The organism is Pandoraea terrigena (assembly GCF_902459705.1).
In the GTDB taxonomy this organism is placed as follows: Bacteria; Pseudomonadota; Gammaproteobacteria; order Burkholderiales; family Burkholderiaceae; genus Pandoraea; species Pandoraea terrigena.
In genome coordinates, this window is the sequence record NZ_CABPRU010000005.1 from 111,040 (window position 1) to 136,577 (window position 25,538).

The 25,538-nt window shown below is 62.6% G+C and carries 21 protein-coding genes, 1 tRNA gene and 4 pseudogenes; 13 read left to right on the top strand and 13 right to left on the bottom strand.

Going from position 1 to position 25,538, the window contains the following annotated elements; all coding sequences use genetic code 11:
- Window positions 1-19: 19 nt before the first annotated feature.
- The 3 genes from PTE31013_RS12690 to mfd all read right to left on the bottom strand — a co-directional run bounded on the left by PTE31013_RS12690 (window position 20) and on the right by mfd (window position 6,434).
- Window positions 20-1,306: an MFS transporter gene (locus PTE31013_RS12690; RefSeq protein WP_150613162.1), complete on the bottom strand. Its 1,287-nt coding sequence runs from the start codon at window positions 1,304-1,306 to the stop codon at window positions 20-22.
- A gap of 289 nt (window positions 1,307-1,595) precedes the next feature.
- A complete protein-coding gene (argE, locus tag PTE31013_RS12695; RefSeq protein WP_150613163.1) occupies window positions 1,596-2,813 on the bottom strand; it encodes an acetylornithine deacetylase in 1,218 nt (405 codons plus the stop codon).
- A 156-nt stretch (window positions 2,814-2,969) separates the two neighbouring features.
- A complete protein-coding gene (gene mfd / locus PTE31013_RS12700) occupies window positions 2,970-6,434 on the bottom strand; it encodes a transcription-repair coupling factor (protein WP_150613164.1) in 3,465 nt (1,154 codons plus the stop codon).
- Between the two features lie 108 nt (window positions 6,435-6,542).
- On the opposite strand from mfd, the gene ispD reads away from it, so the two are divergent.
- Both ispD and ispF read left to right on the top strand, forming a co-directional pair.
- A complete protein-coding gene (gene ispD, locus PTE31013_RS12705; protein ID WP_150613165.1) occupies window positions 6,543-7,262 on the top strand; it encodes a 2-C-methyl-D-erythritol 4-phosphate cytidylyltransferase in 720 nt (239 codons plus the stop codon).
- 66 nt (window positions 7,263-7,328) lie between these two features.
- The gene (gene ispF / locus PTE31013_RS12710; RefSeq protein ID WP_150613166.1) at window positions 7,329-7,850 is read left to right on the top strand and encodes a 2-C-methyl-D-erythritol 2,4-cyclodiphosphate synthase; all 522 of its coding nucleotides are present in this window, start codon (window positions 7,329-7,331) and stop codon (window positions 7,848-7,850) included.
- Window positions 7,851-7,991: 141 nt separating this feature from the next.
- On the opposite strand, the gene PTE31013_RS12715 is transcribed toward ispF, so the two are convergent.
- From PTE31013_RS12715 to ompR, 4 genes are all read right to left on the bottom strand, one after another.
- Window positions 7,992-8,519 carry a carboxymuconolactone decarboxylase family protein gene (locus PTE31013_RS12715; protein WP_150613167.1) on the bottom strand — a complete coding sequence of 176 codons (528 nt, stop codon included), beginning with the start codon at window positions 8,517-8,519 and terminating at the stop codon, window positions 7,992-7,994.
- 59 nt (window positions 8,520-8,578) lie between these two features.
- The gene (locus tag PTE31013_RS12720; RefSeq protein WP_150613168.1) at window positions 8,579-9,127 is read right to left on the bottom strand and encodes a peroxiredoxin; all 549 of its coding nucleotides are present in this window, start codon (window positions 9,125-9,127) and stop codon (window positions 8,579-8,581) included.
- Between the two features lie 230 nt (window positions 9,128-9,357).
- A complete protein-coding gene (locus PTE31013_RS12725; protein WP_150613169.1) occupies window positions 9,358-10,698 on the bottom strand; it encodes an ATP-binding protein in 1,341 nt (446 codons plus the stop codon).
- 192 nt (window positions 10,699-10,890) lie between these two features.
- Window positions 10,891-11,616, bottom strand: coding sequence for an osmolarity response regulator transcription factor OmpR (gene ompR, locus PTE31013_RS12730; protein WP_150613170.1), 726 nt, complete (start codon window positions 11,614-11,616; stop codon window positions 10,891-10,893).
- A 169-nt stretch (window positions 11,617-11,785) separates the two neighbouring features.
- Here ompR and PTE31013_RS12735 point away from each other — a divergent pair, with 169 nt between their 5' ends.
- The 3 genes from PTE31013_RS12735 to PTE31013_RS12745 all read left to right on the top strand — a co-directional run bounded on the left by PTE31013_RS12735 (window position 11,786) and on the right by PTE31013_RS12745 (window position 15,372).
- Window positions 11,786-12,115, top strand: a complete 330-nt coding sequence (locus tag PTE31013_RS12735; RefSeq protein ID WP_150613171.1) for a hypothetical protein — start codon at window positions 11,786-11,788, stop codon at window positions 12,113-12,115.
- A 390-nt stretch (window positions 12,116-12,505) separates the two neighbouring features.
- A complete protein-coding gene (locus PTE31013_RS12740) occupies window positions 12,506-14,053 on the top strand; it encodes a DUF1800 domain-containing protein (RefSeq protein ID WP_174978566.1) in 1,548 nt (515 codons plus the stop codon).
- Between the two features lie 92 nt (window positions 14,054-14,145).
- Window positions 14,146-15,372, top strand: a complete 1,227-nt coding sequence (locus tag PTE31013_RS12745) for a DUF1501 domain-containing protein (RefSeq protein WP_150613173.1) — start codon at window positions 14,146-14,148, stop codon at window positions 15,370-15,372.
- A 250-nt stretch (window positions 15,373-15,622) separates the two neighbouring features.
- Here the strand turns inward: PTE31013_RS12745 and PTE31013_RS12750 are convergent, their stop codons facing one another.
- Window positions 15,623-16,516, bottom strand: coding sequence for a squalene/phytoene synthase family protein (locus PTE31013_RS12750; protein WP_174978545.1), 894 nt, complete (start codon window positions 16,514-16,516; stop codon window positions 15,623-15,625).
- 305 nt (window positions 16,517-16,821) lie between these two features.
- Here PTE31013_RS12750 and PTE31013_RS12755 point away from each other — a divergent pair.
- Window positions 16,822-16,908: transfer RNA gene (locus PTE31013_RS12755), tRNA-Leu, on the top strand.
- A 533-nt stretch (window positions 16,909-17,441) separates the two neighbouring features.
- Window positions 17,442-18,101, top strand: a complete 660-nt coding sequence (locus PTE31013_RS12760) for a site-specific integrase (protein ID WP_246174417.1) — start codon at window positions 17,442-17,444, stop codon at window positions 18,099-18,101.
- A gap of 305 nt (window positions 18,102-18,406) precedes the next feature.
- Here PTE31013_RS12760 and PTE31013_RS12765 read toward each other — a convergent pair.
- Window positions 18,407-18,577 (bottom strand): annotated as a pseudogene (locus tag PTE31013_RS12765) (helix-turn-helix domain-containing protein); the annotation flags it as partial.
- A gap of 1 nt (window position 18,578) precedes the next feature.
- Here PTE31013_RS12765 and PTE31013_RS25120 point away from each other — a divergent pair.
- Window positions 18,579-18,863, top strand: a pseudogene (locus PTE31013_RS25120) (sigma 54-interacting transcriptional regulator); the annotation flags it as partial.
- A gap of 402 nt (window positions 18,864-19,265) precedes the next feature.
- Here PTE31013_RS25120 and PTE31013_RS12775 read toward each other — a convergent pair.
- Both PTE31013_RS12775 and PTE31013_RS12780 read right to left on the bottom strand, forming a co-directional pair.
- A complete protein-coding gene (locus PTE31013_RS12775) occupies window positions 19,266-19,745 on the bottom strand; it encodes a nuclear transport factor 2 family protein (RefSeq protein ID WP_018437280.1) in 480 nt (159 codons plus the stop codon).
- A 126-nt stretch (window positions 19,746-19,871) separates the two neighbouring features.
- Window positions 19,872-20,120, bottom strand: a complete 249-nt coding sequence (locus tag PTE31013_RS12780; RefSeq protein WP_150613176.1) for a hypothetical protein — start codon at window positions 20,118-20,120, stop codon at window positions 19,872-19,874.
- A gap of 163 nt (window positions 20,121-20,283) precedes the next feature.
- Here PTE31013_RS12780 and PTE31013_RS12785 point away from each other — a divergent pair, with 163 nt between their 5' ends.
- On the top strand, window positions 20,284-20,871 hold the full coding sequence (locus tag PTE31013_RS12785; RefSeq protein ID WP_150613177.1) for a TetR/AcrR family transcriptional regulator: 588 nt from the start codon (window positions 20,284-20,286) through the stop codon (window positions 20,869-20,871).
- A 993-nt stretch (window positions 20,872-21,864) separates the two neighbouring features.
- Here PTE31013_RS12785 and PTE31013_RS25305 read toward each other — a convergent pair.
- Window positions 21,865-21,974 (bottom strand): annotated as a pseudogene (locus PTE31013_RS25305) (helix-turn-helix domain-containing protein); the annotation flags it as partial.
- A 6-nt stretch (window positions 21,975-21,980) separates the two neighbouring features.
- Between PTE31013_RS25305 and PTE31013_RS12795 the strand changes: the two are divergent.
- Window positions 21,981-22,253, top strand: a pseudogene (locus PTE31013_RS12795) (sigma 54-interacting transcriptional regulator); the annotation flags it as partial.
- A 58-nt stretch (window positions 22,254-22,311) separates the two neighbouring features.
- Here PTE31013_RS12795 and cynR read toward each other — a convergent pair.
- The gene (gene cynR / locus PTE31013_RS12800; RefSeq protein ID WP_150613178.1) at window positions 22,312-23,202 is read right to left on the bottom strand and encodes a transcriptional regulator CynR; all 891 of its coding nucleotides are present in this window, start codon (window positions 23,200-23,202) and stop codon (window positions 22,312-22,314) included.
- 152 nt (window positions 23,203-23,354) lie between these two features.
- On the opposite strand from cynR, the gene PTE31013_RS12805 reads away from it, so the two are divergent.
- The 3 genes from PTE31013_RS12805 to PTE31013_RS12815 all read left to right on the top strand — a co-directional run bounded on the left by PTE31013_RS12805 (window position 23,355) and on the right by PTE31013_RS12815 (window position 25,173).
- The gene (locus tag PTE31013_RS12805) at window positions 23,355-24,014 is read left to right on the top strand and encodes a carbonic anhydrase (RefSeq protein WP_150613179.1); all 660 of its coding nucleotides are present in this window, start codon (window positions 23,355-23,357) and stop codon (window positions 24,012-24,014) included.
- A gap of 63 nt (window positions 24,015-24,077) precedes the next feature.
- Window positions 24,078-24,548, top strand: a complete 471-nt coding sequence (cynS, locus tag PTE31013_RS12810; protein WP_150613180.1) for a cyanase — start codon at window positions 24,078-24,080, stop codon at window positions 24,546-24,548.
- A 145-nt stretch (window positions 24,549-24,693) separates the two neighbouring features.
- On the top strand, window positions 24,694-25,173 hold the full coding sequence (locus PTE31013_RS12815; RefSeq protein ID WP_010808884.1) for a nuclear transport factor 2 family protein: 480 nt from the start codon (window positions 24,694-24,696) through the stop codon (window positions 25,171-25,173).
- Window positions 25,174-25,538: the final 365 nt, after the last annotated feature.

Sequence of the window (25,538 nt, forward strand, 5' to 3'; positions counted from 1 at the left end):
CTCCTGGCCTTCGCCGGGATCAGCGCAGCCCGAGCTTACGGGTGCGCAGCAGCGCGGTAATGCTGATGAGGGCGGCGAAAATCAGGTAGAAGCTCGGCGCGAGCTTGTTGCCCGTTGCGCCGATGAGCCAGGTGATGATAAACGGGGCGAAGCCGCCGAATACCGTTGCTGCGATGTTATACCCGAGCGAGAGGCCGGTGGTGCGCACCTGTACCGGGAACAGTTCCGTGAGCAGGGCCGGCAGAGCACCGAAGTAGGTCGTCATCAGCAGGCCGAGCACGATCTGGAACGCCATTAGCGCACCGAACGTCGGGTTCGCGTCGAGCCAGTGGAACATCGGGTAGACGAGCACCAGCAGCGCCACGGCGGCCGTCAGCATCGGCTTGATCCGGCCGTGGGTATCCGACCAGTGACCGATGATGGGGGCGACGATCAGTTGCACGACCCCCGTGAGCAGCACCGCGGAGAACGCGGCCGACGACGGCAGCCCCAATTGCTTGACGGCGTACGTCGGCATGTAGAGCACCAGGTAGGTCGCCACGGTGGCCATCACGACCACGCCGATGGCGAGCAGCAGACGCTCCTTCTGGCTTGTGAACGTGTCGCGCAGTGGGCTCTGCGTGGGCTCGATGTCGAGGAATTCAGGCGTTTCGTCCAGACGGCGGCGAATGTAATACGCGATCGGGCCGATCAGCAGGCCAAAGAAAAACGGCACGCGCCAGCCCCACGACATCATGGCTTCCGGTGACAGATTGCCGGTCAGCAGTGCGCCGAAGCCTGCGGCGAGCAGCGTGGTGAGGCCCTGCGAGGCGACTTGCCAGCTCGAGAAGAACCCGCGGCGTTGCGGCGCGTGCTCGGCGAGAAACGCGGTGGCGCTGCCGAACTCGCCGCCCGCCGAGAAGCCCTGCACCATGCGCGCGGCGACGATCCCGACCGGTGCCAGCACGCCGATAGTCGCATACGTTGGCATGAGCGCGATGAGCAGCGTGCCGACCATCATCATCAGAATCGACAGGGTAAGGGCTGCCTTGCGGCCAGCGCGGTCGGCATAGGCGCCGATCACGATGGCACCCAGCGGGCGCATGAAGAACGACACGCCGAACGTGCCGAGGGTGAGCAGCAGCGACACGGTGTCGTTGCCCGTCGGGAAGAACAATTTGGCGATGGTCACGGCGAAAAAGCCGTACACCACGAGATCGAACCACTCTAGGGCGTTACCGATCGAGGCCGATACGATCACACGCCACGCGTGCGGGGAAGTGCGGCCGGCGGAAGCCGTCGCGTTGGGGGCTGCGCTTGCGCTCATGGGCGAGATCTCCAATACCTGTCGTGCGTACGTGATTGTTATCTTGCAGAGGGATGTCCTGTGCGCCTTTGCGATAGGCGTCTGGTACTGCGTACTGCGTACTGCGTACTACGTGCTACGTACTGCTAATGGCAAGTTACGGACGTGCAAACGGTGTGCGTACTATGTAAGGCATGCGAATTGGCGACCTTGGCGAACGCCGGGCCGCCTCCGGCAGTCGGAATACTGTCGGAAGCCGGCCCGGTGAAATGGTCGTCGATCGGTCGGGCTGAGCGAGTCAGGCGTCGCGTCAGGCACCGACGGTGTTGCTGCGAATCAGCTTGCGCAGGAACGACTCGCACTGCGCGATCTGTTCAAGCGACACGAACTCGTTGGGCTTGTGCGCTTGTTCGATGTTGCCCGGACCGCACACGATCGACGGCACGCCTGCCCGCTGGAATTGACCGGCTTCGGTGCCGTAGGCGACCTTGCGCTTGTCGGTATCCTTGGTCAGCGCGCGCACGAGTTGCGTGATGGCATCCTGCTCCGAGGCGTCAAGTGCCGGGGCCGCGGCAATCCGCTTGAACTCGATGCCGGCATTCGGGTGCTCTTTCTGCATCTTCGGAATCAGTTCGTCCGTGGCGTATTGCTGAATGCGCTGGAAGATGCCTTCGGCGTCCACGCCTGGCAGGTTGCGGTATTCGAAGACGAACTCGCACAGCGCAGGAATCGTGTTGAGGGCGATACCGCCCGAGATCGTGCCGGTCTGCGCCGTGGTGAACGGCACGTCGAACAACTCGTCGAACGGGCCGTTCTGCTTGAAGTGATCGGCCAGATCGCGGATGTAGCAGATCAGGCGTGCGGCGTATTCGATCGCGTTCGAGCCCTTCGGTGTGAGCGACGAGTGCGCCGCGTGACCGCGTACACAGCACTGGTAGGCGTTGATGCCCTTGTGGGCGACGATCACGCGCATACTCGTCGGCTCGCCGACGATGCAGCCGTCGGGGCGGATGCCGCGCTCACGCAATTCGGCGAGCATGACCGGTGCGCCGACGCAACCGATTTCCTCGTCGTAGGAGAACGCGAAATGGAACGGCGTCTTGAGCTTGGCGTCGCGCATTTCAGGCAGCAGCGTCATGACCGAGCCGATGAAGCCTTTCATGTCGCACGTGCCGCGACCGTACAGATTGCCGTCGCGCACGACCGGTTTGAACGGGTCGGTGTCCCACGGCTGGCCGTCGACCGGCACCACGTCGGTGTGGCCCGAGAGCACGATGCCGCCCTGGGTGTTGCCGTCGGCAGCGGGCAGCGTCACGAACAGATTCGCCTTGCGCTGCGTGGCGTCGTAAGAGAGCCACGGCTCGACGCCGGCGTGCTTTAGGCTGTCGCGCACCGTCTCGATCAGGCCGAGGTTCGATTCGCGGCTGGTGGTGTCGATGCTGACCAGCTTCGTGATCCAGTCGAGCGATGCCGGCTGGGCCTCGCTGGCGGCCTGCGGGGCAATGGCCTGGGGGGAAGCGCTTGTCATTCGAATCTCCGGGAATCTCCAGTCATACGTCACTACGTACCGATACTGGGGAAATATTACTCAATAATAATTTAGACGTAAAAGGTTGAGTGAACAACCATTCTCGCCCCACGGGAAAGCACGCGCCGGGCTCGGGTTGGCCCGGGCGTGCGAGTCTCAGGCGGCCTTGGCGCTGGGCGAGCCGAGCGCGCGCAGTGTCTCCTTGATCGCGCGCACGCGGTCGGTCAGTTGCGCATGCTTCACTTCGATGCGCAGCTTGTCCTGTCCGGCGAGCTTGATATGGCGATGCGTCTGCACCAGGGCGATGATGCGCATCGGGTCGACCGGTGGCGTCGGCTCGAATTGCAGCGCAACGGCCTCCTCGCTCGCGTCGATCTTGACGATGCCCAGCGGCTTGGCCAGCAGTCGCAGGCGGTGGGTCTCGATCAGCGCCTGCGCCTGTTGCGGCAGCTTGCCGAAGCGATCGACGAGTTCTTCCTGGATCGTGTCGATGGCATCCGCCTGCGTGCCGTTGGCGAGGCGCTTGTAGAGCGACAGACGCTCCTGCACGTCGCCACAGTAATCGCTCGGCAGGATGGCCGGGACATGCAGATTGATCTCGGTGGTTGCCGAGAGCGGCGCGGTGAGATCCGGTTCCCGCCCGGCTTTCAATGCGCTCACGGCGTCGGCCAGCATGTCGGTATAGAGCTGGAAGCCGATCTCGTGGATTTCACCCGATTGCTTGTCGCCCAGCACTTCGCCGGCGCCGCGAATTTCCAGATCGTGCATCGCGAGATAGAAGCCTGAGCCGAGTTCTTCCATCTGCTGGATCGCTTCGAGACGCCGTTGCGCCTGCTTAGTCAACGCCTTCGGATCGTGCACGAGCAGATAGGCGTAGGCCTGGTGGTGCGAGCGTCCCACGCGGCCGCGTAACTGATGCAGCTGGGCCAGCCCGAACTTGTCGGCCCGATGCATCAGGATCGTGTTGGCGGTCGGCACGTCGATGCCGGTCTCGATGATGGTGGTGCACAGCAGCACATTGGCGCGTTGCGAGACGAAGTCACGCATCACGCGCTCCAGATCGCGTTCGTGCATTTGTCCGTGGGCCACGACGATGCGCGCTTCGGGCACCAGCACTTCCAACTGTGCCTTGCGGTTCTCGATGGTCTCGACTTCGTTGTGCAGGAAGTAGACCTGCCCGCCGCGCTTGAGCTCGCGCAGCATGGCTTCGCGGATGACGCTGTCCTCCTCGCGGCGCACGAAGGTCTTGATCGCCAGACGCTTCTGCGGTGCGGTCGCGATGACCGAGAAGTCGCGCAGGCCTTCCAGGGACATGCCCAGCGTGCGGGGGATCGGGGTCGCGGTCAGCGTGAGCACGTCGACCTCGGCGCGCAGCGCCTTGAGGGCTTCCTTCTGCCGCACGCCGAAGCGATGTTCCTCGTCGATGATGACAAGGCCCAGGCGCTGGAACTGAATGTCGTTCGAGAGCAGCTTGTGTGTGCCGATCACAATATCGACCCGCCCCTCGTTGATGGCCTTCACGCTTGCGTTCACTTCCTTGGCCGTCTTGAAGCGCGAGAGTTCGGCGATGCGCACCGGCCAATCGGCAAAGCGATCGGAGAAGGTTTGCGCGTGCTGCTCGGCGAGCAGCGTGGTCGGAGCCAGCAGCGCGACCTGCTTGCCGTCGAGCACGGCAATGAAGGCGGCGCGCAAGGCCACTTCAGTCTTGCCGAAGCCGACGTCGCCGCACACCAGGCGGTCCATGGGGCGTCCGCTCGTCATGTCGCTCATCACCGCGGCAATGGCGGCCGCCTGGTCCGGTGTTTCCTCGAAGCCGAAGCTGTCGGCAAACTTCTCGTAGTCGCGCGGCGACAGTTCGAAGGCGTAGCCGGAACGCGCCGCGCGGCGGGCGTACAGGTTGAGCAGTTCGGCCGCGGTATCACGAATCTGCTGCGCCGCCTTGCGCTTCGCCTTCTCCCATTGGCCCGAGCCGAGCGAGTGCAGCGGTGCGGTATCGGGATCGGCGCCGCTGTAGCGCGAGATCAGGTGCAACTGCGAGACCGGCACGTACAGCTTGCTGTCGCCCGAGTATTCGAGATGCAGGAATTCGGTCTCGCCTTCACCGAGATCCATGCTGACCAGGCCCTGGTAGCGGCCGATGCCGTGCTGGCTGTGAACGACTGGGTCGCCGACCTTGAGTTCCGCCAGGTCGCGCACCATCGAGTCGACCGACGTCGCCTGTTCCTGGCGGCGCTTGCCGGCGCGGCGTGCGAGACCTTCGTACAGCTCGTTCTCGGTGATGAAAGCGAGATCTTCCGTCGGCAGCAGGAAGCCTGCGGCCAGTGGGGCAATGCCGATGGCAAAGCGGACGTCGGACGTCAGGAAGTCTTCGAACGACTCGACGGACGACGGCCGCAGGTCGTGGTCATGCAGCAACTGCAGCAGCGTTTCGCGACGACCGGCCGAGTCGGCGCACAGCAGCACGCGGGCCGGCGTTCGGGCGAGGTAGGCGCGCAGGGCGGCGAGCGGGTCGTCGGCGCGGCGGTTGATGGCCAGCGGCGGTAACGGGATCGCCCAACTGCCGTCGCCCGGCGTGGGCAGCGTCAGGCGGGCGAACGGCTTGGCGAGTGTGAAGAAGTCCTGATCGAGCAGGAACAGTTGCTCGGGCGGCAGCACCGGGCGCTCGCGATCGTGCGACAGGAAGTTGTAGCGCTGGCGCGTGTCGTTCCAGAAACGGTGGATGGCCGCGTCGAGATCGCCCACGAACACCAGTTGGGCGTCGGCGGGCAGATAGTGGAACAGGGTGGCCGTCTCGTCGAAGAACAGCGGCAGGTAGTACTCGATACCCGCCGACGGCACACCGCTGCCAATGTCCTTGTAGATCGGGCTGCGGCTCGGATCGCCTTCGAACACTTCGCGCCAGCGGCCGCGAAAGGCGGTGCGGGCGGCATCGTCGAACGGGAATTCGCGCCCAGGCAGCAGGCGAACTTCCTTGACGGGATAGAGGCTGCGCTGCGTATCGGGGTCGAACGCGCGAATGCTGTCGATAGTGTCGTCAAACAGATCGAGACGATAGGGCAGGGCCGAGCCCATCGGATACAGATCGATCAGGCCACCGCGCACACAATATTCGCCGGGGCGCATCACCTGGCTCACGTGCTCGTAGCCTGCGAGCGTGAATTGCGACTTCAGGCGGGCTTCGTCGAGACGCTCGCCCTGCGTGAAGAAGAACGTATAGGCCGCCATGAAGCTCGCCGGGGCCATGCGGTAGAGCGCGGTGGTGGCGGGCACCAGGACGATGTCACAGCGCTTCTCGCCGAGATCGTGCAGCGTGGCGAGTCGTTCGGAGACCAGGTCCTGGTGCGGCGAGAACGTATCGTAGGGCAACGTTTCCCAGTCGGGCAGCAGCCGAACACGCGCTTCGGGCGCGCACCACTTGAGTTCCTGCTGCAGGCGCAGGGCATCGGCGGCCTGCGCGCACACGACGGCAAGCAATGGCAGGTGCTCGCGATTGTCGTTGAAGTAGCGGGCAATGAGCAACGCGTCGCTCGAGGCGTGCGAGCCGGAAAAGGCGTAACGCTGCCCCGCTTTCACGAGCGGCACAGGCGCGGTATTACGGGATAGGGCGTTGGCGGCGGACATATAGGAACGTTGCAGAAATGGCAAAGCACGGGGCTCCGTTCGCATGGGGCCCCGTGACAGTCAGCGTCTATTATAAAATCCCTGCTTTCCCCTTACCTGCGTTTTATTGTGAGCGACCGACTTTTTGCCGTCATCCCGTGCGCCGGGGCCGGTGTGCGCGCCGGGGCCGACGTGCCCAAGCAATACCGAAGCGTGGGCGGACGCGCCATGCTGCACTATGCACTCGCCGCATTCGACGCCTGTTCCGAGTTCGCGCAGACCGTGCTGGTGCTGGCCCCGGACGATAATCATTTCGACGGCAGGCGCTTCGGCACGCTGCGCTTTGCGGTGCGCCGCTGCGGCGGGCCGTCGCGGCATGCGTCGGTGCTCGGCGGGCTGCAGGCGCTCACCGAGTTCGGGGCGCAGGACAGCGACTGGGTGCTCGTGCACGATGCGGCGCGTCCCGGTATCACGCCGGCGCTGATTCGCGCGCTGGTCGAGGCGCTGCGCGACGACCCGGTCGGCGGCATCCTTGCGTTGCCTGTGGCCGACACGCTCAAGCGCGAGCAGGCGCCGGCGGCGGGCGGATTGGCCGCCGTGCAGGCGACCGAGTCGCGCGAAGGCCTGTGGCAGGCACAGACACCGCAGATGTTCCGCCTTGGCATGCTGCGTCAGGCGCTGGAAGATGCGCTCGCCTCCGGTGCCGAGGTCACCGATGAAGCCAGTGCCATCGAACGCATTGGCCATGCGCCGAAGCTCGTGCGCGGCAGCCTGCGCAACTTCAAGGTGACATATCCCGAGGATTTCGCGCTTGCCGAGGCCTTTCTCGGCGCGGCCAAGCCCGTTTGACGGCTTGGCGAGCGCTGGCTGCACCGAACCGACGCACCGCATTCTTTTTGCATTTGGCGACTTCCCATGACTGAACAAGCTGCTTCTCATTCCCCGCTCGCGACGTTGCCCAAGCTGCGTATCGGACAGGGCTACGACGTGCATGCCCTCGTGCCGGGCCGTCCGCTCGTGATGGGTGGCGTGACCATCCCGTTCGATCGCGGCCTGCTCGGCCATTCCGACGCCGATGTGCTCCTGCACGCCATCACCGACGCCGTGCTCGGTGCTGCGGCGCTCGGTGACATTGGGCGTCATTTCCCCGACACCGATCCCACGTTCAAGGGCGCGAACAGCGTGGTCTTGCTGAAGGAAGCCATGCGGCGCGTGCGTGAGCATGGCTATGAGATCGTCAACGTCGACTGCACGGTGATTGCGCAGGCCCCGAAGCTTGCACCGCATGTCACGGCCATGACGCAGTCGATCGCCGAGGCGCTGGGCGTCACCGTCGGCCAGGTGAACGTGAAGGCGAAGACGAACGAGAAGCTGGGCTACCTCGGTCGTCAGGAAGGGATTGAAGCGCAGGCGGCGGCACTCCTCGTCGCGCGTTGAGGCGATGACGGTGCGACGCGTGGCTTCGTGACGCGCGAGCGGGTCAATCCATAAGGCACAACGGCGCTACCGGACGAACCCGGTAGCGCCGTTGTGGTTTTTGCGGCGTACGCCAGCGGCGGGGCTTGAGCGCCTGGTCGCTCAGGCCGTCTCGGCGGCGATGACCTGCGCGGCGGCGTTGATGACGGCCGCGATGCGTCCGACGTCGCGCAGTTGCGCGGTGCTCATGCCGTGCTCGGCGGCGAGCAGGTGAGCGTGCGACTTCACGCAGAAGTGGCACTTGCCGATGATGGACGCGGCGAGGGCATACATCTCGAAACGGCGCTGATCGACGCCCCCTCGCGTGGCATAGCCGTTCATGCGAAGCTGGGCCTTCTCGTTCTTCAGATCGGCGTTGTCAGCCATCTCGAGATACGGATACCACGTGTTGTTCATGCCCATGAGCGCGGCAGCGGTCAACGCGCCTTCAAGCTCTTCCGGGGCGAGTACGCCGGCTTCGCGGATTGCCTTGACGATCGGTTGGCTCTTGGCCGCAAAGGCGGCGGCGAGGGCCACGCCCACGGCGTCGTTGCCTTCCAGCGAGGAGCGGGCGATGGTGCCGTCGAGGTTCAGGCGGATGTCCTTGGCATAGTCAGGGATATACGCCTTAATCGCGGTGATGAATTCCATAAATTTCTCCTATTGCTTTGGGCTGAAAAAGCCCGCTTGCGCGGGCTTCGAGACGACGCTTACAGCGTTGCGCCGCCAACGGCGCGGTTGCACGGGCAGAGTTCGTCCGTTTGCAGGCCGTCGAGAATACGCAGCACTTCTTCCGGGTTACGGCCGACGTTCAGGTTGTTGACCGAAACGTGCTGGATGACGTTGTCCGGGTCGACGATGAACGTCGCACGCAGGGCCACGCCGGCAGCCTTGTCACGCACGCCGAGTTGGTCGATCAGGGCACCGGTCGTGTCGCCGAACGAGTAGTGGTTCAGCTTGCTCAGGTCCTTGTGTTCGCGACGCCATGCCAGCTTCACGAATTCGTTGTCGCCCGAACCGCCGAGCAGGACAGCGTCACGTTCTGCGAAGTCGTTGGCCAGCTTGCCGAACTCAACGATTTCGGTCGGGCACACGAAGGTGAAGTCCTTCGGGTAGAAGTAAATGATCTTCCACTTGCCCGGGAACGAGGCTTCGGTGATCGTTTCGAAAGCCGAGACGCCGTTTTCTTCGTGGTTGTTGAAGCCAGGCTTGGCAGCTTCTACCGAGAATGCTTCGAGTTTGTCGCCGACAGTCTTCATCGATTGACTCCTAAATTAGTGCGGTTTATGTCGAGATGTCGCTGAGACATCGCAACCAGCAACTGACCGGGATCGTACGATCCCGGTCAACCCATACATCATACGCTATCAAGTAATTGATAGCAATAGTTAATATTTATTCAGAGGATAGTTAAAACAAATCCCATCGATAGGCGCTTGCTCGACGCCGGGAGGGCAAGCCTTGAGCATAGCCAAGATTTCGCAAGACGTTATTTAGCAAGCGGAAATGACACGATGATTTCAAGGCCGGGGCCCGGACGCACATTGTGCAACGAAGCGTGCCCCTTGTAGCGTGTGGCGATACGCTGCACGATCGCCATGCCGAGGCCGGTGCCGTCTGCCTTCGTGCGGGCCGTGTCCACCCGATAGAATGGACGGAAAACCAGGCCGAGTTGTTCCTCGGGAATGCCTGCGCCGGTGTCGCGCACGCGTAGCTCGACGCGTTCACCGAGCACTCGTGTCGTGACGTGGACGTTGGCGACATCGGTCTTGGCGTCGCGGCCATACTTGCGTGCGTTCTCGATCAGGTTCGTGAGCAGACGCTTGAGGTCGGTACGCTCGGCGAGTACGGGGGCGGCGTCGGCGAGTTCGGTGCTGAGGTTCAGGTCTTCGCGGCCCTCGAAGGCGGCCGTCGAGTCGCGAACAATGTCCGACAGGTCGAGCGACTGCATCGTACGCGATGCCGGACGGGCGTAATCGAGGAAGCGGCCGATGATCTCATCCATCTGCTCGATGTCGCTGATCATGTCGCGTTTGACCGATTCGTCGGACGGACTCATCTCAGTCTCGAGCCGCAGCCGGGCCAGCGGGGTGCGCAGGTCATGAGAGATGCCTGCGAGCATCAGCGCCCGGTCGGCTTCGAGGCGATCGAGTTCTTCCACCATCTGGTTGAAGCTGCGGTTGGCTTCGGCGGCCTCGCCCATGCCGCGCTCGGGCAGCGGGTCGGGGTGTTGTCCTTCGCCAATGGCCCGAGCTGCGTGGGCGAGCCGGGCGAACGGACGGTTCACGAGCGCGGTGATAAAGGCGGCGCCGATGAGCGAGAGTGCCAGGGCGAACGTTCCCCAACTAAAGAGTTGAAGGCCGGTTGCCGTGTCGATCCGGTCCTGCTCGATGGCGACCCAATAGTCGTCTTCATCGATCTTGAAGCTGATCCACATCGCAGGAATCGCGTTGACCGAGACGGCAATGACCGTGTCGGTGCCCAGGCGCCGCTGCACGTCGCGCACAATCAGATCCTGCACCGCGCCACCCGGTTGTTTCTCGATCTTGTCGGCGGGCTCGCGCGGGTACACGCGAATCCCTTCGTTGCTCTCGAGATCCTGCAGCAGGGCGCGCCGCAGATCGGGCTCGGAGTAGAGCAGGGCGGTGCGCGTGAGCTTGACGATCGACACGAGTTGTTGCGCGACGCGCTGTGCGCGCGGCTCGCGCTCGATCACGCGAAAGCTCTGGTACCAGGCGGCCAGGCTGACGCCGATCAGCAGTGCGATAAGGAAAAAGGTACGCCAGAACAGACCGCCGAACAGCCCGCGTACCATCCGGATCGGACGCATGGGGTTGCTCCGTCTAAAGCGTGATTGGCGCGTGTCGACAGGCCCGACGTGCTGGGTGGCAGGTGCAGGGACGCGAAGCGCGGTGCGCCGTCGGACGCGACGTCGGATGCGACGTGAAACACGGCGCAACGCCGGTGTGCGAGCGTGTCGCAACCGGCGTCGTTTTGCTGCGTGAAGCGCGAAGGTGGACGATCACGCGCCGCCGTCCGGGATGAACACGTAGCCGAGGCCCCACACGGTCTGGATGAAACGCGGGCTGCCCGGATCCGGCTCGATCAGCTTGCGCAGCCGCGAGATCTGTACGTCGAGGCTGCGATCGAACACTTCGTATTCGCGCCCGCGTGCCAGTTCCATCAGCTTTTCACGCGACAGCGGCTGACGCGGATGACGCGCGAATACCTTGAGCACCGAGAACTCGCCCGTCGTGAGCGCGATCTCCTGGCCGTTCTTCGTGAGCGTGCGTGTGGCGAGGTTCAGGGAGAAGTCGCCGAACTCGAACGATTCCATGGTTTCGCTGGGCGCACCGGGGAGTTCGGGCGGGGCCTGACGGCGCAGCACGGCGTGAATGCGCGCGACGAGTTCGCGCGGATTGAAGGGCTTGGGCAGGTAATCGTCCGCGCCCATCTCGAGGCCGACGATACGGTCGACATCCTCGCCTTTGGCCGTTAACATGATGATCGGCGTACGGTCGTTGGCGCCACGCAGACGGCGACAAATCGAGAGACCGTCTTCACCGGGGAGCATCAGATCCAGCACGAGCAGATCGAAACGCTCGCGCACCCAAAGCTTGTTCATGGCGGTTGCATTTTCCGCCACGAAGACATTGAAACCCTGTTCCCCGAGGTAACGACGAAGCAGGTCGCGCAGTCGCGGATCGTCGTCGACAACCAGAACTTTGGGAGAGTTTTTGTTTTCCATGCCACGTATCTTAGCCCGAAATGTTACGAACTGAAGGGGCCGCCAAAGCGGGTTACAAAGGGTTACACAATTTACCCTACAGCTTGCGCGCTGACCATAGGCTGTGGGTACACTTGCACCCCTGCCGGGGCGAAAACCTGCTGCACGGCATGAAGGACATACGCACAAGATGAGATGGGCTGCTGAGTGGACGCTATTGTTCGGGGGGATCATGCTCTGGGGACACCTGGGCATGACGTACGCCCGTCCCGTCGCGCATTTCAGTGCGCAGTCGCATGGGGCGAGTGCGCCGCGCTTCCAGCACGCCGGGCCTGCACCGTCTCCGCGCAATTCGCCGAAGCGAGAGCCATCGCAGAACGATCCCGGTGCCGCGCGCCACAATGAAGAACTTCCGCCGCCGCCGCCGGGCCGTCGCCCCAATGGTCATATGTCGCCGGAAGACCGGCGGCTGCTGCGGCAACATATCCAGGATGCCGTGCGCGAGTTGTACACTCACTAACGATTAAGACGCGCGCCTTCATGGCTCATGGTTCATGAATCGAGAGGGCACCACAGTGTCGCCAAACGCTTCCCCAAAACGCCAGTGATGTCACGATGACGCGAGCGTCGCATGAAGCCCAACCCAAACCTGCCAGCCTGCGCCGACGCCGGCTTTTTTTGCGCCCGTCGAAAGTGCATTGATGTGGCGTACGTCGTCAGGGCGACGGCGGCCGCGCTGCGTCGCCTGCCGGCTTCGATGTCGTGGGTGCCTCGGCGGCTGACGGCTGGCCCGCTTGCCTACACACTGCGTCGCCTGCCACCCTCAGTGCCGCGGATGCCTCGGCGGCTGAGTTCCGGCCTGCTTGCCGTCGTGTGGTTCGCGTCGCCGCTCGCCGGTCACGCGTCGCCGATGCGGCATGCAGGCGCGGCGCATGCGGCGAGTTCTACGACGCCCCGCGCACCCGGGGTACCCGGTGCTGCCGATGCCGTCGTCGATCGCGCGACGCAGCCCCTCACCGCCGACGACGCGCGCTATTTGCTCACGCGCACCGGTTACTCGCCGGACGCGCGCGAACTCACCCCGTTCGTTGGACGCACGCATGCACAGGCTGTCGACCTTCTGTTGTCGCGGGCGCGTCGCCTGGCCGTGACGCCGCCGCCCACCTGGGTCGAGGACCCGCCGCTGTATGGTGCGCCGGTCAAGTCGATGACAGTCGAGCAGCGTCGCGCGCTTAACGAGCGGCGCAACCGTATGGCGGCGTCGCTGACAGCATGGTGGGCGCAGGAGATGGCAACGACGCCGTCACCGCTCACGGAGCGCATGACGATGTTCTGGCACAACCACTTCGTGTCGAGCGACGACAAGGTGCGCGAGCCCGTCATGCTGTACCGGCAGAACGTCTTGCTGCGCGCGAACGCGCTCGGCAACTTCGGGACGCTGCTGCACGCCGTGTCGAAGGATCCGGCCATGCTGGTTTATCTCGATGGCGCGGGTAGCCGGAAGGGACGTCCCAATGAAAACTTCGCGCGTGAAGTCATGGAGCTGTTCACGCTGGGCGAAGGGCATTACACCGAGCAGGACGTGCGCGAGGCGGCGCGCGCCTACACGGGATGGGGCATCGATCGGACGACGATGACATACGTCTGGCGTCCCAATCTTCATGATGCGGGCACAAAGACGGTGCTGAACCAGACCGGCGACTTCGACGGCGACCAGATGCTCGACATTCTGCTGGCGCGTCCGGAAACCGCGACGTTCATCACCGGCAAGTTGTGGCGCGAATTCGTGTCGCCGACCCCGGATCCGGTGCAGGTCGAGCGCGTCGCGAGTCGTTTTCGTGCCAGTGGTTACGACATCCGGGTGGCGATGCGTGCCTTGCTGTTGACCCCCGCGTTCTGGGATGTCCGAACGCGTGGGACGTTGGTCAAGTCGCCAGCGGAGTTCGTGACCGATACGGTGCGCGCGTTCGACATTGGCTACGACGATCCACGACTGCTTGCCCGGCAAATGCGCGTCCTCGGGCAGGACCTCTTCCGTCCACCCAATGTGAAGGGATGGCCGGGGGGCGATGCGTGGATCGACAGCACGACGCTGCTCGCACGCAAACAGTTTGTCGAGCGCATGTTCCGTGCGACGGAGAGTGCGAATGCGGGTGGGGCGTCGATGATGACGCCGCCCTTGTCGATGTCGACACGCCCCGGCGTGCGGCGTACGGCACTGGGGGCGGGGCCGTTGATGCCATCGATGCCAAGAACGGTGGCGGGCGTGCGCTTCGATTTGTCGCGCTGGCTGCAACGCTACTCGCTGGGGCCGGTCGACGTTCCGGATGCGGCGTCGCGCGAGGCGTTGCAGCGGGCCGTGCTGCCGCTCAAGCCTGCGGCGCCGCAAACCGCTGGCGTGAACAGCGCGGCCTACTTGCAGGGCTTGTTGATGGACCCCGTATATCAGTTGAAGTGATGAGGGAGCGCCGGGCAGCACGGCGCGGATGACATTGGGCGATGGCTTCGCAGGCTTGCGAAGCTGGCCGAGCGAGGTGAGAGATGCGTGAGATGCGTAGACGTGATTTTCTGACGTTCGCGGGTGGGCTTGGCGCAGCGTGGCTGGTGCCGATGCCGGTGTTCGGGGCGGCACGCGATCTTGCGGGGATGCGGCTGGGCGCGGGCGGCAACTACGGCAATCTTCTGATCCTCATCGAACTCAAGGGCGGGAATGATGGATTGAACACGGTCATTCCTTATGCCGATCCGCTGTATGCGAGTCTGCGCCCCGGCATTGGCATTGCGCGGGATCAGGTGGTGCAACTCGATGAGCGCAGCGGCCTGCATCCGGCGATGGGGGCGGTGTTGCCGATGTGGCAGGCGAACGAGTTGGCGATCGTGCAGGGGGTGGGGTATCCGCAGCCGAACCTGTCGCACTTCCGGTCGATCGAGATATGGAATACGGCGTCGCGTTCGGACGAATACTTGCGCGACGGTTGGTTGTCGCGGGCGTTTGCGCAGCGGGCCGTGCCACCCGGGTTCGACGCCGATGGCGTGATCGTGGGCAGTGCGGAGCTGGGGCCGTTGGGCGGCGGCGCTCGCGCTGTGACGCTGACCAATCCGGCGCAATTCCTGCGCGAAGCCGGCCTTGCATCCGCGCATGCGGCGCAGGTGAGCAATCCGGCGCTGGCGCATGTGTTGCGTGTGGAGAACGACATCGTGAAGGCGGCGGACGGATTGCGTCCACGCCAGGGGCAATATGTGTTGCGCACGCCGATGCCGGCGGGGGCGTTCGGCAACGGCGTGAAGACGGCGCTGCAGGTGGTGGCCGCGGCCGATTCGCCGGCGGGCGTGCCGCAGCCGGGGCGCGGGGTTGCGGTATTGCGTCTGACGCTCAACGGGTTCGATACGCACCAGAATCAGCCGGGGCAGCAGGCCAATTTGCTGCGTCAACTGGCACAGGGGATGATGGCATTGCGGGCGGGGCTGACGGAATTGAACCGCTGGAAGTCGACGATGATCGTCACGTATGCGGAGTTTGGCCGGCGGGCGCGCGAGAACCAGAGCCATGGGACGGATCATGGCACGGTGGCGCCGCATTTCATTGCCGGCGGTCGCGTTCGGGGTGGGCTTTATGGCGACGTGCCACGTCTGGACCGGCTCGACGGCAACGGCAATCTGCCGTTCGCCGTCGATTTTCGCGATGTTTACGCGACAGTGTTGCAGCGCTGGTGGAGGCTTGATCCACAACGGGTGTTGGGCGGCGCGTTCAAGCCGTTGGACGTGTTGCGGGCATGATGGGCTGAGGTTCGGGGAACGTATCGGTCATGACTCGCCGAGCAATGGGCTGATGGTGTTGGCGTGTCGAGCGCCCGCCCCCATGGCTGTGATGGACGTGAGTGCTGGCGATCCGTGTGGCGACGTGGCGGCGTGGCGACGTAGTGAGGTGGCGACCTGAAGGTGTGGCGAGGTGACAACGTGACGCTGTGACAACGTCGCGACGTGGCAATGTCGGGAAGTCGCCCCGCGAATCCGGGGCGGGGGCGCGTCAGCGTGCGCGCCAGGCGCGCCAGAATTTCCGCAGTGGTGTGAGATCGATGCGTTGATGAAGGACTTGATAGTCGCTGTCGGCGACCTCATCCATCAGCGCCAATTGCAGGGCGGCGAGGGCGAGCAGAGGCTTTTGCTTGCGACGGTCTGGCCTGGGGATGGCGGCGGCTGCGTCGGTGATGGCCTGGCGAGCGCGCGCGTGCTGGAACGTCATGAGCGCGACGAATGCGGGCGAGTACTTGCCGTTTTGCAGATCGGCGGCGGTGACGCCGAAGCGTTGCAGCTCGTCGATGGGGAAATAGACGTAACCGGCGCGCGCATCGACACCTGCGTCGGTCACGCGTCGACCGAGTGTGATGGCGTGACCGAGGGTGTGCGCGAGGGCGGGGGTGTTTGCGTCATCGAAACCATAGACGTGAGCGGCGAGTTCGGCGGGCGCACCGCCTGCGGCGTCGCAATAATGCGAGAGGCCGGCGAAGTCGAGATAGCGCATCTGGGCGAGATCCATCTCTGCGCCATGCAGGACGGCGTCGAACGTGGCGCGGGCGAGTCCGCGCTGTTGGACGACGGGGGCAAGGGCGCGGGAGACGGGGTGGGCCGGGGCGCCGGAGAAGAGTCGCGTGAGTTCCTGGCGCCACCAGTCGAGCTTTGCGTGGGCGACGCCGGGGTCATGGACGGCGGCATGGATATCGGCGATTTCCTGGCAGAAGGCGTGGGCGGCGTAAGCGGCGTCGCGCCGGGACGGTGGCAACTGGAGGAGTGCGTAGTAGAGCGCGGAGCCGGGAGGGCCGGCTTTCTGGCGGCAGTAGTCGTTGGCCTGCGTGGGGCTGGCGGGGGTGCCGGGGTTGTCGACGTTGCCGGAAGTATTGTCGGCGGATTCGTGGGGTTGCATGCGAAAGGGGGTATCGGTTGGGTCAGGTGCCCGGACGCCGGTGTGCGGGCGCGCCCTTGGGCAAATGCCATGAATTGGGGCGAATTCTAGCACTGAGGGCTTGGCGGCGGCGCGGGAGGGGTAGGGGGCGGCGTTGGGAGTGATGAGATTGCCGGTGAATATCACTTCGTGTAGAATTCTCGCCTGCTTTGACGCATGCGAGCGGGGCGGCAACGAGTCGCCCCTTTTCATGTCCGACAGGACGCATGCCGTCGACCCGATGCTGGGGTGTCGTGCCTGACCAAGGTGACCGACGCCCACGGGCTGCGAGGATGGCGAAATTGGTAGACGCACCAGGTTTAGGTCCTGACGCCCGCAAGGGTGTAGGGGTTCGAGTCCCCTTCCTCGCACCAACTCCCCGTTTTGGCATCGGTTACGTAGGTCTCACTTCTTCCCGGAAAATCTCGCAAACGCTCGCTGAATAAGGCGGGGCGGGGTTTTTGCGTGAATTCTGATTGTTTCCCACTTGCTCAAAATCTCACCTCTTCGCGCCTAAAATCGTGGCGGGCCCCCCATTTTTTACCCGAGGTTTCCCCACGAAATGGCATCGATTCAGAAGGTGGCAAAGGGTTGGCGCGTGCAAGTGATGGTTGATGGGCAGCGCGATAGCCGGACGTTCGACACGAGAGCGGCGGCGTAGGCATGGAGTGCGCAGCGGGAGACTGAGTTGCGGTCGATTGCTAGCGGGGCAGGGAGTAAGACGCTGACGGTTGGCGATGTGCTCAAGGAGTATGAACTGAAGGTGAGTCCCACGAAGCGCGGGGCCAGATGGGAGAAGCTGAGGCTTCCGCTGATTGGGAGTCGCATGATCAATGGGCGGAAGTTTGCCGAGATCCGGCTGGCGGATCTCCGGCCTAGTCATATTGCCGCTTGGCGAGACGCTCGGATGCGTGAAGTTTCGGGGGCGTCGACGTCGCGGGAAATGTCGCTGATGTCGCATGCGTTTCTGGTGGCTCGGAAGGAGTGGGGCTGGCTGGTGACCAATCCAATGGCAGAGATGCGACGGCCGCCAGAGCCGCCTGGTCGCGAACGGCTGATTTCGCAAGAGGAAATCGAGTCGCTACTTGCGAGCATGGGCTACGAAGACGGGCTGCCTGTAGAAACGCCGATGCAACGTGTGGCCGTCGCATTCCTCTTGGCGATAGAGACGGCGATGCGTTCAAGTGAAATCCTGACACTCACTGCATCGTCAGTGAACTACAACGGCAAGTTCGCCCGCTTGCCGATGACCAAAAATGGGACTGCGCGAAATGTGCCGCTGTCGTCACGCGCGATCGAGCTATTGAAGATGCTTCCGGCGGTAACGAAAGGGAAACCGCTGTTCGCGCTGTCGACGTCAAGCCGCGACACCCTCTTCCGAAAGGCACGAGACAGGTCACAGATTCCTGACGTGACGTTTCACGACACCCGCCACGAAGCCATCACCCGTTTGGCGAAGAAGTTGCAGCCGTTGGACCTGGCCAGGATGACGGGACACAGAAACATCTCGGAACTAACGACCTACTACAACGCTACTGCGACAGATATCGCGGGGAGACTTGGCTAATCGAGAAGGGGGCGTTCCAGTGAGGATATTGAAGTGGCAGGTGGAGCATCAATCGAACTCGCGATCAGAAAAAATACCCGTCGATCAAAAGATTGGTGGGCATTTTATTCCTCAGAGCTTCGGCCTTGATGGGCCGGATTCGACCCAACTGAGACGTTCGCAACGACTGTGATGCGGTGACCGGTCTTGGGCGATCACCGGTCATTCGGATTCCAGACGACGCGACAAAGTTGCTGGACCGATATAAACGTTATCAGGATTGAGCCCCATAAATCACGATGATTTGTTTGCGGCTGCTGCTAAGTTTATCTAAATGAGTTCGTGTTGACTCCGAGTAGCGACTGAAAAAGCCGGGCACGATGTGAATGCCCAGACAGCGGATTCTGACGCAGCTTGTGATACAGCGTCTTTTTCGAGATGCCGAGCGCATGGCTCGCCTCGGCGACGTTACCGTTGTGGCGCCGCAGCATGTCTTGGGAACGCACGCTGGAACAGCTCGGCGCGAACGAGTCGATTCCCGTCGATTGCCGCATGATCGCGGCATCGAAGGCCGATCTCGTGGCGCTGGCCGCCGAAGGCGGTTTTCGCGCGGATCTGCTGTATCGGCTGTACGTTGCACAGATCGGGCTGCCGCCGTTGAGCGAGCGCCGCGAAGACGTGCCGCTGCTGCTCGAGCACTTCGTGTGGCGGCGGCACGTCGCTTCGCAACAACCCACGCCGGTGGTGTCGGCATCGCAGGTGTCGGAGTTAACGGAGCGCGCGTTGCGTGTTGATCTCTTCGCTTTGCGCGTAACGCGTCCTTGCGTTGCAGCAGCACAGCCGTGCGTGCCTGCAGCGGTGGGTCGAGCAGCACAACCTTCCCACCAAGGTTCTCCGATGCCATTGCAAACAGGATGCCGTTCAGTCCGTGCGTTAGCCACACGAGGACACCAAGTGGATTCCAGAAGCAAGGGCTGCAAGGCTTGCTGCCCACATAGGAGTGGGCAGCCTTCGCTTGAGGGCGGACTAGGTGAGAAAGGACAGCGTGGCGCCCTGGAACTCCCAAGCTGGGTGGGGTTGCTTCTTCATACCAAGCGTCGGGAGCCCGTCGTCGCAGAGACTGCCTCACCTTGGCCTTTGTTTCCCCGCGTGCTTCCAATCGAAGCGCTACGATCAACCTAGCTATTAGAGGCCGAGATCCGACAAGCCGGGATGATCATCCGGACGACGGCCGAGCGGCCAATGGAATTTCCGCTCTTCTTCCTTGATTGGCAAATCGTTGATGCAAGCGTAGCGATTCACCATCAGACCGTCCTCGCGGAACTCCCAGTTCTCGTTGCCATAGGACCGGAACCAGTTACCAGAGTCGTCACGCCATTCGTAGGCGTAACGCACGGCGATCCTGTTACCAGTGAACGCCCACAGCTCCTTGATGAGACGATACTCGTGCTCCTTCGACCATTTGCGCTCAAGGAACCCTCGGGCTTCATTGCGGCCGTTTGCGAATTCAGCACGGTTGCGCCAGCGAGTATCCAGGCTATATGCGAGGGACACTTTGGCAGCGTCGCGGGTGTTCCAGCCATCCTCGGCCAGGCGCACTTTCTCGACGGCGGATTCGCGTGTGAAAGGAGGGAGCGGCGGACGGATTTCAGTATTAGTCGACATGGTATTACCTCAGTGGTTGGTGGATGAAGACCCGATACCGGGCCGAAGAGTGGATAAGAGCAGTGCTGCGTGTTCTTGATCGCTTAGTCTGGCGATTAGCGCGTGTGCATGGCGGACTTCGCTCGCTTACGCCGCGAACGTGATGTAACCGCCGGAGTGCGTCATGATGTGCGCCCAACGCACGGCCGCGTACAGGCCCTCGGCGCAAGCAAAGTCGCTGCCGTCAATCGCGACGACCCACTGGTCTTCGTTGAGGCGAAGCGCGAGTCGTTGGCTGTTGACCAGATCGCTGTACCAGCGCCATGTGGCCGGATTCGACTTATCCGCCTGCAGAGCTTGATGAAGGGCAGTGACTTCGAAATCTGAGGGGCACATGACAGTCTCCTTGACGTACCGACCTTGATTGATTCAGACAGGTCTGTATCAATATTCGTATAGACAGGTCTGTCTGTCAAGAAATTTCCGCGCGTCCTTGTACCTTTGCAGAGACAGGTCTGTCTGCGATAATGGAGGTTCGATTTGGTAAAAAGGGGCCGAAATGTCACAACCGTCCGCACGCGACCGGATATTGGAAACTGCGGCGCGCCTGTTCTATCAGGACGGGTTCCGTGCCACAGGCATCGACAAGATCATTGCCGAGTCAGGCGTCGCAAAAATGTCGCTTTACCGCCATTTCGCCTCCAAGAACGAACTTATTGCGGCGTTTCTGGACCGTCGTCATGAGTTCTGGATGCGCTGGTTTGTCGAAGAGGTGGAGGCTCGTTTTGCTCAGCGTGCCCAGTTGTCCGTCATCGCAGAAGCCTTGGGCGAATGGTTCGCGCAGGAAGACTTCCGTGGTTGCGCGTTTATCAATGTGGTCGCCGAAGCAGGATCGACGGGAGACCCTGGGCACCTTCAGCAGGCCGTATCCCATAAGCACTCGTTGGAGCAGTACATCTCTGAACTCGCTGGTCGCCTCGGGCTGCAGTCACCTGCTACCGTCGCCGCAGATGCGATGATCTGCGTAGAAGGCATGATTGTGCGCTACCAGATGACACATGATTCCACGGTGATTGATTCGGGCAAGCGCGTACTGGCGAGAATCGAGGACGGCGCCTCAACAAGGCGCAGGTCCAAAGCTGCCTGACGGGGTCATTTTTGCGTGGACATCAACACACTGGAACAGTAGCGCGAACTTTCGCTCCACCTCATCGGTTAGCGCACACCAGTCATAGCTGGACTGCTGCCAGTGATGCGGCAACAACGCGGCAATGTCGGTGGCGCGGCTTTGTAGGAGGGCTGCGTCTGGACGATTCAAGAACTCTGGGCGCAATCTACGGCTGCTTAACACGCGCACGTGGATGCGATTCTCGCTGCGGTCCGATGGGAGACGCGATTGCCCGGATTCGATTCGTTCGCCAGGCAAACTAGCGAGCGAATCGTTACGACTGAAATGTGGAGAGAATGAAGCACGCGGACGCGCCAGGACCTGCGCGACGCTTCAAATCGCGTGGTGTCTAGTATCCGCAGTGCCGTTGGACCATTATTGGCCGAAATAGATTGGCTGCATGCCGTCGTTGTCGAGGTGACGGGCGGTCTTGGGAACACCCGCTGACGACGCGCCTGCCGTGGCGACACCGCCATAGCTCGCATCTCCGCGTTGCGCTGCCAGGCGTGCTTCGGCCGCCTGTATCTCGGCGAGGTAGTTGGCGTCTTCTCCACGAGACTGGTCGTAGCCCGCAGCGCGCAGTTGCGCGAGTCAATCCGGACGTGTCAGTGCCTGCGAAAACGGGGCTGGTGACAGATGTAGCGATAACGAGTGCGGCAAGGAAGCGGGATTTCATGATTCTCTCCAAAGAAACAGTGACTATGGAGCAAGAATGCATCAATTCGGCTATAGGGGATAAGGCAGATATCCTATGTTTTCTATAGGCTGAAATGATAGTGATGGTGATGGTTGAAACGCGCGCTTTCTGACGAGACTTCAGACTTCTCGGAATGCGCCGTTGCAAGCTTCCCTCCCGCGATTGCCGCATCTAGGCCCGGGTGCTCGAGTTGCTTAGCGTCGACCCTGGCCGTCTTCAACGCCGCGTCAATCTTATTCAGTTCCTGGCCGAAGTCGCGCCCACTCCTCACCGTCTCACCGTACGGTCATGCTCTTCAGCTGACGCAGCTTGTGATACAGCGTTTTTTCGACATGCCGAGCGCATCGCTCGCCTCGGCGACGTTACCGTTGTGACGCCTCAGCATGACTTGGAACGCACGCTGGAACGGCTCGGCGCGAACGAGTCGATTACCGCCGATTGTCGCGTGATCGCGGCATCGAAGGCCGATCTCGCGGCGCTGGCCGCCGAAGGCGGTTTTCGCGCGGATCTGCTGTATCGGCTGTACGTTGCACAGATCGGGCTGCCGCCGTTGCGCGAGCGCCGCGAAGACGTGCCGCTGCTGCTCGAGCACTTCGTGTGGCGGCGGCACGTCACTTCGCAACAACCCACGCCGGTGGTGTCGGCATCGCAGGTGTCGAAGTTAACGGAGTGCGCGTTGCGTGTTGATCTCTTCGCTTTGCGCGTCACGTACGCGATCTCGATCAGCGTCGGAACTTCTTCGCCAATTCCGTCAACACCTGGACGAAGGCCTTGCTCGCCGCCGTCCGATACGCGCCCTTGCGTTGCAGCAGCACAGCCGTGCGCGCCTGCAGCGGTGGGTCGAGCAACACGGGGTGCAGCTCGGTATGCGCGCGCGCGATGCCATCGGGCAGTACGGTTGCGAGCTGCCCACGCCGCACGATCTCGACGATCGCACTGATCGAACTTACCTCGATGGCAACCTGCGGGCGGATCCGGTTCTGCGCGCAATATTCGTCGATGTAACGCCGCGTCGCGAACGCTTTGTTCAGCAGCACCAGCCGTTCGTTGGCGAAGTCCTGCGCGGACAGTGGCTTGCGGCGCGTCGCGCGCGCATGGCCTCCGCCGACGACGAGGCTCAGCGTCTCGCGAAACAACGGCTCGCTTTCGATTTCCGCAGTGTGGACGGGCTCGAACGCGATGCCCGCGTCGAGCCTGTCATCGGCGAGCTGCGCTTCGATTTGATCCTGCGTGATTTCCTGAATGTCGATCGCGATGCCGGGATGCAGGCCATAAAAACGATCGATCACGGGCCCCACGAGATAAGCCGTGAAGGTCGGCGTCAAGGCAAGGCGCAAACTGCCGCGGCTCAGTTCGCCGACGTCATGTATCGCCCGCACGCCCGCATCCAGATCCTGTAGCGCGAGCTTCGCATAACGCATCCACGCCGCGCCGGCATCCGTGAGTTGCACGTTCCGCCCCGAACGGTCTAGGAGCTGCGTGCGCAGCGTGTCTTCCAGTTGCCGTATCTGCTGTGACAGCGTGGGCTGTGAAACGTGCAGCGCCTCGGCGGCGCGTGTGAAATTGCGGTGTTCCGCGACGGCCAGGAAGTAACGGATATGACGCAACAGCATGGCGAATCTCCTCGTCCTCGATAACTATTGGTGTTTTCTATGGTTATCATCATAAACCCGTCTTGGACGCTATGATGGAAAAGATCCATTCTCTGTCCAACGCACCGCACTGACCGACACGGCAACGAACGCCAGATTGAATGGAGCTGACCATGCAAGAGATCATCGACGGTTTTCTGAAGTTTCAGCGGGACATCATGCCCGCGCGCAAGGATTTGTTCCGCAAGCTGGCCACCAGTCAGACGCCGCGCACACTGTTTATTTCCTGTTCCGATAGTCGCATGGTCCCCGAACTGGTTACGCAGCGCGAACCGGGCGATCTGTTCGTGATCCGCAACGCCGGCAACATCGTGCCTTCGTTCGGCCCTGAGCCCGGCGGTGTGTCGGCAACGGTCGAATATGCGGTGGCCGCGCTCGGCGTGACGGATGTGGTGATATGCGGCCACTCGGACTGCGGCGCGATGACGGCCGTCGCGACGTGCAAGTGCCTCGACCATATGCCCGCTGTCGCGAACTGGCTGCGCTACGCCGACTCGGCGAGGCTCGTCAACCAGGCGCGTGAACATGCGGGCGAGCGCGAGCGCGTCGACTCGATGGTGCGCGAGAACGTCATCGCCCAGCTCGACAACCTCAAGACCCACCCCTCAGTTGCACTGGGACTCGCGCAAGGCCGCCTAAATTTGCACGGATGGGTCTACGACATCGAATCCGGCTCGATCGACGCGCTCGACGCCGCGACCCGCCAGTTCGTGCCGCTCGCTGCGCATCCCGATGTCACCGCGACGCCCGCAGAGTGCGTGGCTGCGCTCTGATTCCCGGCTTGTCACACCGACTGTCGATCTCACCAGGTTGATTTTTACCCAAGGAGCAACATCATGACACAATCGCAAGTCACACCGAACGCACGCGAAGCATTGACGGAAGCGATCGTCGACGCGAAGGTGCGCAAGAACCTCACCTTCGAAGCCATCAACGAAGGCACGGGCTTGAGCCTCGCATACACGACAGCCGCGCTACTCGGTCAGCATGCGCTGCCGGAGAATGCGGCGAAGCTCGTCGCCGAACGCCTCGGGCTCGACGCCGCCGCCGTTCGCCTGCTGCAAACCATTCCCGTGCGCGGCAGCATTCCGGGTGGTGTGCCGACCGATCCCACCGTCTACCGCTTCTACGAAATGGTGCAGGTGTACGGCTCTACGTTGAAGGCGCTGGTTCACGAGAAATTCGGCGACGGCATCATCAGCGCGATCAACTTCAAACTCGATATCCAGAAGGTGCCGGACCCGGAAGGCGGCGAGCGTGCCGTCATCACGCTCAACGGCAAGTATCTGCCGACCAAGCCGTTCTGAACCCATGATGCAAAGACGAAAATTCTTACTGAGCACCGGAGCCGCGCTTGCTTCGGGCGGCCTTGCCCTCTCGGGTTGCACGATGACGAGGCCTCGCTCCACGTAGAGCACCAGCAACGCGCTGTACCCCACAAGGAGATCCGAAATGACTTCACCCGCAGCAATTCGCCCGCCGCTTCCCCCGTTCACGCTGGAGACGGCCATCGAGAAAGTCCGTCTCGCGGAAGACGGTTGGAATTCGCGCGACGCCGCCAAGGTCGCGCTCGCCTATTCGCTCGACACGAAATGGCGCAATCGCGCAGAGTTCGCGAACAATCGTGCGGAAGCGCAGGCGTTCCTCGAGCGCAAATGGAAGAAGGAACACGAGTATCGTCTGATCAAGGAACTGTGGGCGTTCGGCGGCAATCGCATTGCCGTGCGCTACGCCTACGAATGGCACGACGACTCGGGCAACTGGTTCCGCTCCTATGGCAACGAGAACTGGGAGTTCGGTGAGGATGGTCTCATGCAACGTCGCTATGCGTGCATCAACGACATGCCGATCAAGGAGTCGGAGCGCAAGTATCACTGGCCCTTGGGCCGTCGGCCAGACGATCATCCGGGACTGAGCGAGTTGGGACTTTGAAGCCCGGATCGTTACAGCCGCGATGAGCGATTAGCGCCCAACAATCCAGTGGCGACGAATGACCGATTGTTGGGCGTGCGCCGGCGCGCCGTCGGGATGTAGCGACTTAAATGTCGTTGAATTATTCGCGACTTTTCGTTTGCTCCTCTTGGGTGAAAGTATGATCGGTGTCCGGTGTCCGGTGTCCGGTGTCAGGTCTGAGCTACAAAGCAGTCTGTCAAATCGCCAGTCTGCGGAATCGACGGTCGGCCGAAGTTGGCCGTTTGCAGCCGTTTTTGGATGGCTGCCTTCGACCCTTCTGAGTCGCTCGACACATACGTGGTTATATGGCTATTTCCGACGTGAAGCAGCCGTTCGGCTTCTCG